The sequence below is a fragment of the Aeromonas sp. QDB56 genome (assembly GCF_027705505.1).
In the GTDB taxonomy this organism is placed as follows: domain Bacteria; phylum Pseudomonadota; class Gammaproteobacteria; order Enterobacterales; family Aeromonadaceae; genus Aeromonas; species Aeromonas caviae.
Genome location: NZ_JAPDBZ010000007.1, coordinates 1 through 12,627, shown reverse-complemented (window position 1 = coordinate 12,627; position 12,627 = coordinate 1). Strand labels below are relative to the sequence as shown.

The following is a 12,627-nucleotide window of genomic DNA, read 5'->3' as shown; positions in this document are numbered from 1 at the left end:
AATATTAATTGGCCAGATGGCGCAGCGGAATGATGCATTCGGGAGCAAACAACACAAAAACAGCCCCAAAAGGGGCTGTGTTGATAGCAAGGACTCCGCCCCATATGGGGGAGGTGTCACTCCTCTTGTCGCAAGCTGCGGGCGAGCAGGGTGCGGGAGGGTTTCAGATTGCCGCCGAGATCCGGCCAGGGATGCCACTGGTCCGGCACCATGAAGCCGGGTAACGACAGCCTGATCCAGGCGGCCAGTTCGGCAGGGGGGGCAGGTTCGTCGTGCCAGTCGATGAAGGCGGCGGGCCTATGCCCCCACTCGTCGCTCGGCACCGGCACCACCAGGGCCTGGGCCACGGCGGGGTGATCCACCAGCCGCTGTTCTATGGTCTCGGGCTGGATGTTCTCCCCCCCCGAGATGAAGAGGTTGTCGAGCCGCCCCTCCACCACCAGATCGCCCCCCGGAGTGAGGCGGCCCTTATCCCGGGTGTGGAACCAGCCCTCTTCATCGAGGGGGCGCACCAGCTCGCCCTCCCTGAAATATCCGGCAAACAGGGTCTCACCGCGCACGCAGATCTCCCCCTGGCGGATGCAGACCTCCCGCCCCGGCAGCGGGCGACCCACCACGCCGGCGGCGCAGGGTTGCCCGGTGCAGACCTGGCTGCCCATCTCGGAGAGGCCATAGCTCACCTTGGGCTCCAGCCCCAGAGCGGTCAGCCGGTTGACCAGGGGCGCCGGGATGGCGGCGCCCCCGAGCAGCAGCTCTCGCACCCGGGTGCGGGATGGGTCGAACCCCTGTGCCAGCAGGCGCCAGAGCTGGGTCGGCACCAGCGAGAGGTGGGTGATGGGCTGATCCTCGAGCCGCGCCTTGAGGGGCCGGGTGCGATCGTCCAGCACCAGGGCGGCTCCCGCCAGGAAGACCCGAAACAGGATGGCGTAACCGCCGACGTGAAACAGTGGCAGGGAGAGCAGCCAGCCGCAGGCTTCGTCCAGGGGGATCAGGGTGGCGGAACCCCGGGCGGAGGCGAGGTGGTTGGCGAGGCGGTGGACCACCGCCTTGGGGGTACCGCTGGATCCCGAGGTGAGGATCATGTTGTTCGGCTGGTCGGGTACCAGCGGGGACTCCCCATCTGCGGCCAGATCGCCCGTGAAGTCGAGGCTGAGGGCTTGCCAGTCGCCCGCCGGGATCTCGCCTGCCGACCAGAATGCCCGGGCCTCGAGCTGGCTCGCCAGTTCGCTGTGTCTGGTTGCCGGAAAGGCGGGATTGAGGGGGCAGAAGACGATGCCGCTGCGCACGCAGGCCCAGGCCAGCAACACATCCTCCAGGGCGCCGCGCACCACGGCGGCGAGATGATCTCCCCGTTCCAGCCCGGCCCGGGCGAGCTGATTGCACAGGCTGTTGAGGCGCAGGTCGAGGCGCTGGTAGCTAAGAGGCTCCCCGCTGTGGATGGCAATACGATGAGGGGCCAGTGTCGCCCAGCGTCGTACCGGGCAGGTTTCCTGCCGTGGGATCTGACGGGTCACCATGGATCAGTCACGGTGAAACAGGGGGTCCATCCTGCCCGGATCGGGTTGTCCCTGCTTGTCCAGCAGATCCCTGGCCAGCCAGCGGCGGGTATCGAGGCCAGGGGCCTGATCCGGCGCCCACTCCCCCGCGAGGCGGGCGAGCTGACCGAGGCCGAGACCAGACTCGAAACAGGAGGAGACGATCACCTTGAGCTTCAGTTCGCGAGCGCGGGCCACCAGGGCCTCGCTGTTGGCCAGGGCGCCGAGCAGGGTCGGCTTGAGCACCAGGGCGCGCAGTTGCGGGATGGGCTCCCAGGGCTTGCCCTGGGCCAGCAGTTCGTCCAGCGCCACCGGCATGCCGGTGCGGCTGGCGACGAAGGCGATGTCCTCGAAGTCGGCGCACAGATCTTCGAGGTATTCGATGCGATTCGGATCCAGGTGGCCGCAGAAGGCCCAGGCCTCCTCGCGGGTCCAGCCCTGGTTGGCGTCCAGGACCAGCTTGAGGTTGGGGCGCCGATCGAGCAGCAGCCGGATCAGCGCCAGCTCGTCGCGCATGGGGTAGCGGGCTACCTTCAGCTTGGCCTTGAGGGGGGTCTCGTGCAGCCACTGCTTCCAGTTCTTGAGCAGCTCCTGGGGGGAGCCCTGGATCAGCGGATAGGGCTCGGGCAGGGGGGCACCCTGCTCGGGCCAGCTACGACGGGCGCAGTCGAGCCCGAACTGCACCGAGGGCAGCTGTGGCGTCGGGGTCTGTCCCCGCGCCAACTGCGCCAGACAGTCGAGGGCCTCAGCCTGGGCGTCGGCCAGGGTCTCTTTGGAAAATCCTGGCAGGGGGGCTATCTCCCCCCAGCCATCGTCGATGCGTACCAGCAGGCCCTCGCGCGCTACCTGCAACTGACCGTGAAAGGCCAGGGGCTGGGTAAAGGGCAGTTGGTAGCGGTAGAGGGCGAGTGTCATCAGGGATTCCGCTTGTATTTGGAGAAGTCGGGACGGCGTTTCTCGTTGAATGCATTGCGCCCTTCCTGACCCTCTTCGGTCATGTAGAACAGCATGGTGGCATTGCCTGCCAGCTCCTGCAAACCGGCCTGGCCGTCGCAGTCGGCGTTGAGGGCCGCCTTCAGGCAGCGCAGGGCCATGGGGCTGTGTTGCAGCATCTCGCGGCACCAGCGCACGGTTTCACGCTCCAGCTCGGCCAGGGGCACGACGGTGTTGACCAGCCCCATGTCGAGGGCCTGTTTGGCGTCGTAGAGGCGGCAGAGGAACCAGATCTCCCGAGCCTTCTTCTGGCCGACGATGCGGGCCATGTAGGAGGCGCCCCAGCCGCCGTCGAAGGAGCCCACCTTGGGGCCGGTCTGGCCGAACTGGGCGTTGTCGGCGGCGATGGTCAGGTCGCACATCATGTGCAGCACGTGGCCGCCACCGACGGCGTAGCCAGCCACCATGGCCACCACGGGTTTGGGGCAGGTACGGATGTCACGCTGGAAGTCGAGCACGTTGAGGTGATGGGTGCCTTCATCGTCCTTGTAGCCACCGTAGTCGCCGCGGATCTTCTGGTCGCCGCCGGCGCAGAAGGCCTTCTCGCCGAAGCCGGTGAGGATGATGGAGCCGACCTTGTCGTCGTAGCGGGCATCGGCCAGGGCTTGCAGCATCTCTTTCACGGTACGGGGGCGGAAGGCGTTGCGCACCTGGGGACGGTTGATGGTGATCTTGGCAATGCCCTCTGGGGACTTGTGATAGAGGATGTCCTCGTAACCGGCGGAGCAGTCGTGCCACTCGACAGGGGCATAGAGCTCGGCTTCCGTCATTGCTTCAATCATGGATCTTCTCTTCTGGTTGGTGAGCCCACTCCCGCAGGAGCCGGGCAAAGGTATCGGGCTGGCTTGTGTGCAGATTGTGTCCGCCATCCAGAGCCAAGTGTTTGATATTGCAGCCTTGCTTTACCAACTGGCAAGCGAGGGCATGGAATTTGTGATCCCGGTTGCCGGAGACCCACTGCACCGGCAGCCGGGTATCCCGAAGCCAGGGGGCGAGATCCGGCTGCCGCCCCAGGGACGTGGCCCTCAGCATGGCGGCCACGGCCTTGCCGTCGTTGCCAAGGCGGCGTGCGGCCTGGCGGGTGCGGGCATCGTCGTCCAGGTCGGCGAAGACGCCCTGGCGGTACCAGTCGGCAAGCACCCGGGTCAGGGGCTCGCACTCGAAACGCCGGGCCCAGGCTTCATCGTGAGCGATGCGGGCCGGACGTTCACCGGCAGGCAGCCCGGGGTGGCAGTTCTCCAGCAGCAGGGCCTGCAACCCCGCCGGGGAATGGCTGGCGTGATGAAGCGCGAGCCGCCCCCCCAGCGAATACCCCACCAGCCGGTAGTGGGCGATATCCCGCGCGGCCAGCTCGTGGCAGAGCCAGCGATGGGCCTCGTCAAAGCCGCTCACCCGCAGTGCCCGGTTGCGGCCGTGGCCCGGCAGATCCAGGGCATGGCACGGGACGCCGGGCAGGGCCTGGATGACAGGTCGCCAGTCGTCGGCGTCCCCCAGCAGGCCGTGCAGCAGCACCAGCGGCGCGGCGGGATCAGAGACCACGGATAGCGGCTCCCAGTGCCTTGAGATCCTCGGCGACTTCACTGCTCGGTACCTTGATTTCAATCAGGGTTACCCCGTTTTTCAGGGCTGCGGCATAGTCCCGCTCAAATGCGTCGAGGGTGGTGGGGGTCCGGTAGTGCAGGCCGAACATGGCGGCGGCGTGCTCGAAGTGCAGGCCGTGGGGCAGGCAGTAGTAGGTCTCCAGCAGCGCTTCCTGGGTGGGCACAGGCAGCATGCGGAAGATGCTGCCGCCGTCGTTGTTGAGCAGGATCACCACCAGGGGGCGGCTCCCCTTGCCGAGCAGCGCCAGGCTGTTGAGATCGTGCAGGGCGCTGAGATCCCCGAGCAGCAGGGTGGTGGGCTCGCGACTGTCAGGCGGGACCGACTGTGCGAAGCCGTATGCGGTGGCGATAAGGCCATCGATGCCGGAGGCGCCGCGGTTGGTCATCACCCGGCTGGGGCCCTTGCCCACCTCGCCCAGCATGTCCATCAGCCGGGCCGGCATGCTGTTGCCGACGAACAACTGACCCTGGATGAGCTGATTCAGGCGGTGGCACACCCCTAGCTCCGAGAAGCGATCACAGGCGGTGCGGATCTGCTGGCTGATGGCCTGCTGGCGCGCGGCCAACTGGTGCCAGGGCTGCTGCGAATGGGGGATTGGATGGGCGGCCGCAAAGGCGGCGGGGTCGCAGACCAGACGACGACGCAGCCGGTAGTCGGGGTCGAGGCGTGCCGGCTGCGGGTCCACCAGCCAGTAATCCTGCCAGGGGTGTTGTTTGATGAACTGGCCGAGGCGCTTGGAGATGAGGCGGGCGCCGAATTGCAGCAGTACCTCGGCGCGGGCCAGCTCGGCCACGAAGTCGCTGTGTTGCAGGGCGAGATCCGTGTGGACGAGGTTGCGATCATCGAAGCGGATCTGGCTTTGCAGATCTGCCAGCAGGGGCCAGCCGAGGCGGTCGGCCAGCTCGGCCACCGCCTTGCCTTGCCCCGGATCCTGGATGCATCCGGCGACGATGACACCGCACTTGCCCTTCAGCTCCTCCCAGTCCGGCTGGGCGGGGCAGCCTGGCTCGCCAGCCAGCCAGGGGCTCCAGGGCTTGGCCGAGTGCAGCCAGTCGCCGAGAGGCGCCAGGTAGTCGGCAAAGTCCAGGTAGGTATCGCCGGGATAGAGGGGCTCGGGGTACATGCAGTTGAAGTGCACCGGCCCCGGGGTGTGCGCCTGTCGGGCCAGGGCCTGATCCACCGAGCTCAGCACGAAGGCCGCCGGAATGGCGGGAGTGGGGCTCGGCAGATTTTGCTGATAGACGGGGTAGCGACCGAAGATCCCCGGCTGATCAATGGCCTGGTTGGCCCCGTTGTCGATGAGCTCGGGTGGCCTGTCGGCAGAGAGAATGATGAGCGGTACCCCGGTGAGCTGGGCTTCCGCCACCGCGGGCCAGAGGTTGGCCACCGCAGTGCCCGAGGTCATGATGACCGCCACCGGGCGGCCGCTCCCCTTGGCCAGCCCCAGCGCCATGAAGCCCAGACCCCGCTCGTCGAAGTGCAGGTGGCGGCGAAAGCCCGGGTGGGCTGCGGCGGCCATGGTGAGCGGCGCCGAGCGGGAGCCGGAGGCCAGAGCGATGTCGCGCACGCCGAGGCGAAAGAGCTCTTCCAGCAAGAGGGAGGACCAGACATGGTTGAAGGTGGCGTGATGGCTGGCAAAGGCGTGATGCGCGGACACGTGGCTGGCGGACATGAAGCTCTCGCAGTGAGGAGTCGGTGAGAAACGCTATCCCAGCAGGGAGAGCACGTTGGCGATCTTGTTGTCGAGTTCGGCCCACTCGGCGGCGGGCTCCGATCCCGCCACTATGCCGGCACCGGCGAACAGGCTGATGCGCGGGCCCCTGATCCGGGCGCTGCGAATGGCGACGGAGAACTCCGAGGTCTCCCGGCTCAGCATGCCACAGGCACCGGCATACCAGCCGCGATCATGGGGCTCGCATTCACGGATGAAGGCGAGCGCCGCCTCGCGGGGGGCGCCCCCCACGGCGGGGGTGGGGTGCAGGGCAGCCAGCAGTTGCCAGTCGCAGACGCCGGGTTTGAGCTCGGCCTCGATGTCGCACTTGAGGTGTTGCAGCAGCCGCAATTTCAGAATGCGCGGCTCGGTCAGGGTGGCATCGGTCGTGAGGGGTGCCAGGCGGCTGAGAATGTCGGCGTGAACCAGCCGGTTCTCCAGCCGGTTCTTGCTGTCGGCCAGCAGCTCGGCAGCCAGGGCCGCGTCGGTCGCCTCATCCCCGGAACGGCGAATGGTGCCTGCCAGCGCCTCGGTAAAGAGGTGGCCCTTCTCCCGGCGGTAGAGGCGCTCGGGGGAGCAGGAGATGAAGCTCTGCTCGGGGGAGAACTGAAAGCCGAAGTGGAAGCACTCCTGGGCGTGGCGGGCCCACTGTGTCAGCAGGGACCAGGGGCAGAGGGGCGCATCGTGCGCCTCGCTCTGGAGCAGGCTCTCCCGCGACAGCACCACCTTGGGGGTGCGGGCCTGGAAGTCGGGGGCCGTGACCTGCTCCACCAGGGTCTGCCACTGGGCAGGGCCCGGCAGGTCCTGGCGCTGCCATGGCCGCTTTTGCAGGGCGGGCAGGGGGGCCTCGGGTTGCAGGGCATCGAGCGCCGCCTCGGCGGCGCAGAGTTCGGCTTCGAATGCGTGACCCTCTTCCCGGGCGGGCAGCCAGAGATTGAGGCAGAGGCTGGTGCACTCCCCCCGGCGTACCAGCTCGATGCGGGGCAGCACGAAGCGGCAGGGGCCAAACCCCTGCCAGCCGGGCAGATCCGGGTCGAACGCCAGACCGCCGTAGTAGCGAGGGCTGTCTTCACTGGCCGTGCCGGCAAGGTCGCAGACCCGCTGGATATCCTCCGGCCGGGTCAGCTCGTGAATGGCGCCAAGCGCCACGTACTCGGGGCTCTGTTGCCCTCTGGCGTGCCAATAGATGCGGGGGTAGAGCGTCTGGGCCGCCAACCAGCCGGGAAAGACGTCGACGTGAGCGGCCACGCGCAGTCGCACGAAACCGCTGACAGTGCTGTGACGCAGGGCGTCCAGTTGTTGCTTGAGGTGGGTCTGAGCCAACATGGATGTCTAGTCTGAGCCGGATAATCGCGATCGCTCCGGGGGAGGATGGCGCAGGTTGATGCCAAAGGGCGACGATTTCCTATATATTATCTGCCCATTCGTCCATGTAAATTGCCCGGGGGAGCCGACGCCCCCGCGCAGCCAAGTATACCTAAATCCGGTTCGATAACCCTTAACACGATCAATATCTGATTGTTTGGCCATCACAATATGACAAATACCTTCTCTGTTTGGTTGCTGGCGGCGCGTTTGCGAACACTGCCCCTGGCGTGCTCCTCCATCTTGCTGGGCTCGGGGCTGGCAGCCAGCCGGGGAGCGTTCGACGGCACCATCATGGGGCTCTCCCTGCTGACCGCCATCCTGCTGCAAATTCTCTCCAATCTGGCCAACGACTATGGCGATGCGGTCTCCGGTGCCGACAACGGGGAGCGGATCGGTCCCCAGCGCGCCGTGGTTTCCGGCCTCATCACCCGGCACCAGATGTGTGTGGCCATGGGGCTGACCGCCCTGGCGGCCGTGGTGAGCGGCCTCTCCCTGCTGGTCTGCGCCTTCGGGGAGGCGTGGCAGCAGATCCTGACGTTCATCCTGCTGGGGGGAGCGGCCATCGTCGCGGCCATCACCTACACGGTGGGCAAGAGCCCCTACGGCTATCGCGGCTTCGGGGACATCTCGGTGTTCCTGTTCTTCGGCCTGCTGGGGGTGCTCGGCTCCTACTACCTCTTCACCCATAGCCTGGAGTGGGACCTGTTGCTGCCCGCCACCGCCTGCGGCCTGCTGGCGACTGCCGTGCTCAACATCAACAACGTGCGGGACATCGAGACCGATGCCGCCAGCGGCAAGATCACCCTGGCGGTGCGCCTTGGCCGCAACCGGGCCATCGCCTATCACTGGGTCTTGCTGGGGGCGGCGCTGCTGGCGACCATCGCCTTCCTGCTGACTCAGCCTGCGAGCCTCTGGCCCTGGATCTTCCTGCCCGCCATGAAGCCCCTCACCGATGCCGCCCGCACCCTGCGAGAGAGTTTCGATGGCGAGGTGCTGACCGGCGCCCTCAAGAAGACCGCCATCAGCGCATTTCTGTTCAGCCTGCTGCTCTCTGCCGGGCTGGCGCTCACCTGAGGCCGACGCGTTTGGCAATGAAAAGGGCTCCCGAACGGGAGCCCTTTTTGCTGATGTGTCGATGCGTTGTTGTTTCATCAGACCGATGTGATGATCGCCAGGGGAGGAGCATGCCGCCAGGCGAAGGATGGTGCCAGGTGATGCAGACGACGAGGGCCCCCGACAGGGAGCCCTCGAGTGCATGAGGCGTGCTTGCCCCTGACGGGTCAGCTTGCCTGGGCCACGGCCGTGCGGCGAGAGAAGAAGAGACTGTCCAGCAGCCAGATGGCAACCATGGAGGCCCCCACCAGCGGGAAGCAGATCCCGAGCACGACCAGCACCGCGATGGCACCGCCCATGGGAGGCAGCTTGGCGGGCAGGGGCGGGGCGGCGAGGCGACCACTGGGACGGCGGCTCCACCAGAGCCAGAGCCCGCTCACCGAGCTTGCCAGAATCATCAGGCAGATGAGCAGCATGACGAGCTGGTGCGGCCAGCCGTAGAGCTTGCCCATGTGCAGCATGACGCCGGTTTCCACCGTCTTGGCGACCGGGCCGTAATCCTGCCAACGCACGTCGACCAGCACCTTGCCGCTGTATTGGTCGATGTGCAGGGTGGCGTCGTTGCGGGGATCATCGGCAAAGATGGCGATGGTATAGACGCCGGTTTCACCGACCGGGGGGGTGATGCTGTAACCCGGGCTGACCCCCCGCTCGCTGGCGATGTCGACCACCTGTTGCAGCGGAATGCAATGGCTGGCCATGACCATGCCCTCGTGTCCGCCGCCATGGGTCATGGCGCTGTGATCATGGCTCTCTGCCGTGGGTTGGGAGCTCGGCATGGGCAGGGTCTCGGCCCCCCAGGAGACGGTCTGTTCGTGAGCCTGGTTGAGGCTGCGGGTGAGGGGGGCCGACTTGGGCACCTCGTTCCACATGGCCGCAGGGAAGCGGTTCCAGACATCGGCGAACTGGCCGCCCCAGAAACCGGTCCAGGTCATGCCCGTCAGTAGCAGCAGCAGCAGGAAACCCGCGCCCCAGAAGCCGACCACGGCGTGCAGATCACGCCACCAGAGACGGCCGCGCTGGTGCATTCTCGGCCAGAGGATGCCCCCCACACCCGGCCCCTTGCGGGGCCACCAGAGATAGAGTCCGCTGACGAGGAGCACGATTCCCCAGCCTGCGGCCAGCTCGATCAGGCGATCTCCCGTGGTGCCAAGCATCAGCTCCGCATGGAGAGCGCGCGCCACCGCCTGCAGGTTCCACTTGTTGTCCATGGTGCCGAGCAGGGCGCCGTTCGCGGGATCCATGAAGAGGGTCAGCTCCTGCCCTTCACGCATCACGACTATCTGGGCGCTCGCGTCTGCTGCCACCGGGGGCAGGTATTTGCGCAGGCTGGCGTCCGGCATGGCGATGGTTGCCTTGGCCAGCAGCTGGTCGGCACTCAGGGTCTGGGTGGCGGGCGTCACCTTCATCAGCTGGGGGTAGAGCAGGTTGTCCAGCTGCGGTTTGAACAGATAGACGATGCCGGTGAGGGAGAGCAGGATCAGGAAGGGGGCGACGAAGAGACCGGCATAGAAATGCCAGCGCCAGATCCGTTGGTAATAACTTGCGTCTTGCTGCTTCATCGTTGATCCCTGGGTGAACGCCAAAAGGTTTCAGTAGGTGGAATGTTTTGAGTGGCGCGGATAATAACAGCAACGTTTTGTTAACTGCAACAGAACATGTCGAAGAAATGTACATTCCGCCATCGGGGTAAAAAGGGGGTTGAATGGAGCTTTCCGTTCACAATGCGGGGAGCTTCATGGACTTTTCGGGGATAAATTCTTACTTTGTGGCAACACAGGGCATATCAGCCGCAGCGAAGGACTCAAGGCAGGAGGTGAACGTGCAAGCACACGGCCATTTTGAGATGCAGCGACAAGGGCAACTGCTGATCTGTCGGCCGAGCGGCCCTTTCAACCTGGCAGGCGCCATGGCCTATGAGGGCAAGTTCAGCCAGCAGATAAGCCGTTTGCAGGGAGCCCCCTGGGGCATCGTCGAGGTCGCGACCGAGTTCGAGGCCGCCGGCCCCGAGGTGCTGGCCCGTTTTCGTCGCCAGTTCAACTGGTGCGCCACTCATGGCTGCGCCTTTCTGGCGGTGGTCATGATCGGGGATTTCAAACGTTATCTGGCGGATCACGTCTTCAGCGAGCTTCCCTTTCAGGAGGTGCGCTATTTCGAGGAGGAAGCACAGGCCATCCACTGGCTGACACAGCGCCTCGAGGGGCTGCAAGGTAAGGAGATCCACGTCAGCACGGGTTGAACTTCCCGTTCATTCCAGCCTGATGAACCACTTGTCCCGCTCGTCGAGGCAGTCGGGCTCCCCCATCTCGAATTCACGGCAGATAAGCGGCCGCACCTCGTAGATGCGACACATCATGGTGTTGCGGTCGAGGGCGGCGCACCAGCCATCTTCCAGTCTGTGCATCACGGGCACTTCTCCTTCCCGCTCCTCGATATAGCGGTCCGGCACGCCGGTGTCGGTGAAGAGCATCACCTCGAGGCGGCAGCAGCAGGCTTCGCAGTTCTGGCAGCTCACATCGCTCTGGATTGCTTGGGTCATGTCACCTGTCTTGCCGCATGGCGGCGAATTATATGAAACAGGCGCCTGTCAGGCGCCTGTGGTCTGGCTGGGGCGTATGAAATACCTTAGCCCAGTTTGCGGGCACGGTAGCTGCGCCCCTTGATCTTGCCTTCCTGCAACCGCTTGAGGGCGGCGCTCGCCACCTGGCGCTTCACCGCCACGTAGGAGTACTGCTCGGAAATCTGGATCTTGCCCACATCGGCCCCGGCAATACCGCCTTCGCCGGTCAGGGCGCCGAGGATGTCACCGGCACGCACCTTGCTCTTGCGGCCCGCATCGATGGAGAGGGTCACCATCTGCGGCGCGATCGGCTTGATGTCGCGGCCGATCCCGGCCAGGTCGCCCTGGGGAATGGGGGCCTGCTGGTACTCCTCGATGAAGTTGACGCGCTGGGCCTCGTTCGGCTGGTAGAGGCTCAGGGCCAGGCCCTGCTGGCCGGCACGGCCGGTACGGCCGATGCGGTGCACGTGCACCTCGGGGTCGTAGGTGAGCTCGTAGTTGATGACGGCCCCCAGCTCCTTGATGTCGAGGCCGCGGGCCGCCACGTCGGTGGCGACCAGTATGGTGGCGCTGCCGTTGGCGAAGCGCACCAGCACCTGATCCCGCTCACGCTGTTCCAGGTCACCGTTCAGCGCCAGCGCCGAGAAGCCCTTGGCGGCCAGGTGATCGGCCACGTCGTTGCAGGCGCGCTTGGTGTTGCAGAACACCACGCAGGAGCCCGGTTGGTAGTGGCTGAGCAGCCAGGTGAGGGCATCGAGGCGCTGGCCGGCCGGCACTTCATACAACTTCTGTTCGATGGCGCTCTCTTCGTGCAGGGACTCCACGCTCACCTCCACCGGGTTGCGTTGCACGCCGCGGCTCATCTGGGCGATCCCTTCCGGATAGGTGGCGGAGAAGAGCAGGGTCTGGCGATCCCGCGGGGCGTGGCTGATGACGCGGTTGATGTCTTCGCCAAAGCCCATGTCCAGCATGCGATCCGCTTCGTCCAGCACCAGCGTCTTGAGGTCGTCGAGCTCAAGGGTGCCCTGCTCCAGGTGCTTGAGGATCCGGCCCGGGGTGCCGACGGCGATGTGGGCGCCAAAGCCCAGGGTGGCGGATTGCGGTGCGGTCGGGGTGCCGCCGCACAGGGTCACCAGCTTGACGTTGGGCAGGGTGCGGGCGAGACGACGGATCTCGGTGGCCACCTGATCCGCCAGCTCGCGGGTCGGACAGAGCACCAGCGCCTGCACGGCCAGCCGGTTGACGTCCAGCTTGGCCAGCAGACCCAGGCCGAAGGCCGCGGTCTTGCCGCTGCCGGTTTTCGCCTTGGCGATCAAATCTTTGCCGTCGAGCACCAGGGGCAGGCTCTGGGCCTGGATCGGGGTCATCTGCAGATAGCCCAGGCTGGCGAGGTTGTCCTGCAGGGCGGAGGAGAGGTTCAGGCTGCTAAATTCGCTGTTGTTCACAAAAGGACTCTATGTCGGAAAACCAGAAATGGGGGGGCGCGGTGCGCAAGGGGGCGCATCATACCAGAATGTGCCGCCGGATGCGGTGAATATTTGAACGGTTGGCGTCATGGGTTGCCGATGGAGGCTTCTGTCTGCGTTGACGGGCTTGCGGTATGTAAAAAGATCACAATGGAACAGGGTGGTCATGGCCAGATCATGATGAATGGCGAGAAAACGTTTTCCTGATTACCCATGATTAGCAGTCAGTTACCACGAACTATACTGATCTTACGTACAGTTATCGAGGTGCGAGATCAT

At 65.6% G+C, this 12,627-nt stretch carries 11 protein-coding genes; 2 read left to right on the top strand and 9 right to left on the bottom strand.

What is annotated here, in order from left to right; translation table 11 throughout:
* Positions 1–116: 116 nt before the first annotated feature.
* From menE to OKB81_RS02055, 6 genes are read right to left on the bottom strand one after another with little or no spacing between them, the layout of a single operon-like run.
* On the bottom strand, positions 117–1,517 hold the full coding sequence (menE, locus tag OKB81_RS02080; protein ID WP_160836796.1) for an o-succinylbenzoate--CoA ligase: 1,401 nt from the start codon (positions 1,515–1,517) through the stop codon (positions 117–119).
* Positions 1,518–1,520: 3 nt separating this feature from the next.
* Positions 1,521–2,450 carry an o-succinylbenzoate synthase gene (gene menC / locus OKB81_RS02075; protein ID WP_041212276.1) on the bottom strand — a complete coding sequence of 310 codons (930 nt, stop codon included), beginning with the start codon at positions 2,448–2,450 and terminating at the stop codon, positions 1,521–1,523.
* Complete coding sequence (gene menB, locus OKB81_RS02070) at positions 2,450–3,310, bottom strand: 1,4-dihydroxy-2-naphthoyl-CoA synthase (RefSeq protein ID WP_039039779.1); 861 nt, start codon at positions 3,308–3,310, stop codon at positions 2,450–2,452. The genes menC and menB overlap by 1 nt, the downstream gene beginning before the upstream one ends.
* The gene (menH, locus tag OKB81_RS02065) at positions 3,303–4,067 is read right to left on the bottom strand and encodes a 2-succinyl-6-hydroxy-2,4-cyclohexadiene-1-carboxylate synthase (RefSeq protein WP_160836794.1); all 765 of its coding nucleotides are present in this window, start codon (positions 4,065–4,067) and stop codon (positions 3,303–3,305) included. The genes menB and menH overlap by 8 nt, the downstream gene beginning before the upstream one ends.
* Positions 4,057–5,802 carry a 2-succinyl-5-enolpyruvyl-6-hydroxy-3-cyclohexene-1-carboxylic-acid synthase gene (gene menD / locus OKB81_RS02060; RefSeq protein WP_160836792.1) on the bottom strand — a complete coding sequence of 582 codons (1,746 nt, stop codon included), beginning with the start codon at positions 5,800–5,802 and terminating at the stop codon, positions 4,057–4,059. Before menD ends, menH begins: the two co-directional genes overlap by 11 nt.
* Positions 5,803–5,835: 33 nt before the next feature.
* Complete coding sequence (locus tag OKB81_RS02055) at positions 5,836–7,167, bottom strand: isochorismate synthase (RefSeq protein WP_043154006.1); 1,332 nt, start codon at positions 7,165–7,167, stop codon at positions 5,836–5,838.
* A gap of 210 nt (positions 7,168–7,377) precedes the next feature.
* Between OKB81_RS02055 and OKB81_RS02050 the strand changes: the two genes are divergently transcribed.
* Positions 7,378–8,283: a 1,4-dihydroxy-2-naphthoate polyprenyltransferase gene (locus OKB81_RS02050; protein ID WP_029313608.1), complete on the top strand. Its 906-nt coding sequence runs from the start codon at positions 7,378–7,380 to the stop codon at positions 8,281–8,283.
* A gap of 206 nt (positions 8,284–8,489) precedes the next feature.
* Here the strand turns inward: OKB81_RS02050 and OKB81_RS02045 are convergent, their stop codons facing one another.
* Positions 8,490–9,884, bottom strand: a complete 1,395-nt coding sequence (locus tag OKB81_RS02045; protein ID WP_134997424.1) for a PepSY-associated TM helix domain-containing protein — start codon at positions 9,882–9,884, stop codon at positions 8,490–8,492.
* Positions 9,885–10,168: 284 nt separating this feature from the next.
* On the opposite strand from OKB81_RS02045, the gene OKB81_RS02040 reads away from it, so the two are divergent.
* Positions 10,169–10,561 (top strand): hypothetical protein, encoded by a 393-nt coding sequence (locus OKB81_RS02040; RefSeq protein WP_200164893.1) that lies wholly within the window; start codon positions 10,169–10,171, stop codon positions 10,559–10,561.
* Between the two features lie 9 nt (positions 10,562–10,570).
* Here OKB81_RS02040 and OKB81_RS02035 read toward each other — a convergent pair whose 3' ends face one another.
* The gene (locus tag OKB81_RS02035; RefSeq protein WP_039039772.1) at positions 10,571–10,861 is read right to left on the bottom strand and encodes a YkgJ family cysteine cluster protein; all 291 of its coding nucleotides are present in this window, start codon (positions 10,859–10,861) and stop codon (positions 10,571–10,573) included.
* Positions 10,862–10,947: 86 nt separating this feature from the next.
* A complete protein-coding gene (gene dbpA, locus OKB81_RS02030; protein ID WP_039039771.1) occupies positions 10,948–12,327 on the bottom strand; it encodes an ATP-dependent RNA helicase DbpA in 1,380 nt (459 codons plus the stop codon).
* Between the last annotated feature and the right edge of the window lie 300 nt (positions 12,328–12,627).

Excerpts from the sequence above, each read along its gene's own strand:
- OKB81_RS02045 (WP_134997424.1), bottom strand. The coding sequence starts at position 9,884 with ATGAAGCAGCAAGACGCAAGTTATTACCAACGGATCTGGCGCTGGCAT.
- menD (WP_160836792.1), bottom strand. The coding sequence starts at position 5,802 with ATGTCCGCCAGCCACGTGTCCGCGCATCACGCCTTTGCCAGCCATCAC.
- OKB81_RS02035 (WP_039039772.1), bottom strand. The coding sequence starts at position 10,861 with ATGACCCAAGCAATCCAGAGCGATGTGAGCTGCCAGAACTGCGAAGCC.
- menE (WP_160836796.1), bottom strand. The coding sequence starts at position 1,517 with ATGGTGACCCGTCAGATCCCACGGCAGGAAACCTGCCCGGTACGACGC.
- OKB81_RS02040 (WP_200164893.1), top strand. The coding sequence starts at position 10,169 with ATGCAGCGACAAGGGCAACTGCTGATCTGTCGGCCGAGCGGCCCTTTC.
- OKB81_RS02055 (WP_043154006.1), bottom strand. The coding sequence starts at position 7,167 with ATGTTGGCTCAGACCCACCTCAAGCAACAACTGGACGCCCTGCGTCAC.
- OKB81_RS02050 (WP_029313608.1), top strand. The coding sequence starts at position 7,378 with ATGACAAATACCTTCTCTGTTTGGTTGCTGGCGGCGCGTTTGCGAACA.
- menB (WP_039039779.1), bottom strand. The coding sequence starts at position 3,310 with ATGATTGAAGCAATGACGGAAGCCGAGCTCTATGCCCCTGTCGAGTGG.
- menC (WP_041212276.1), bottom strand. The coding sequence starts at position 2,450 with ATGACACTCGCCCTCTACCGCTACCAACTGCCCTTTACCCAGCCCCTG.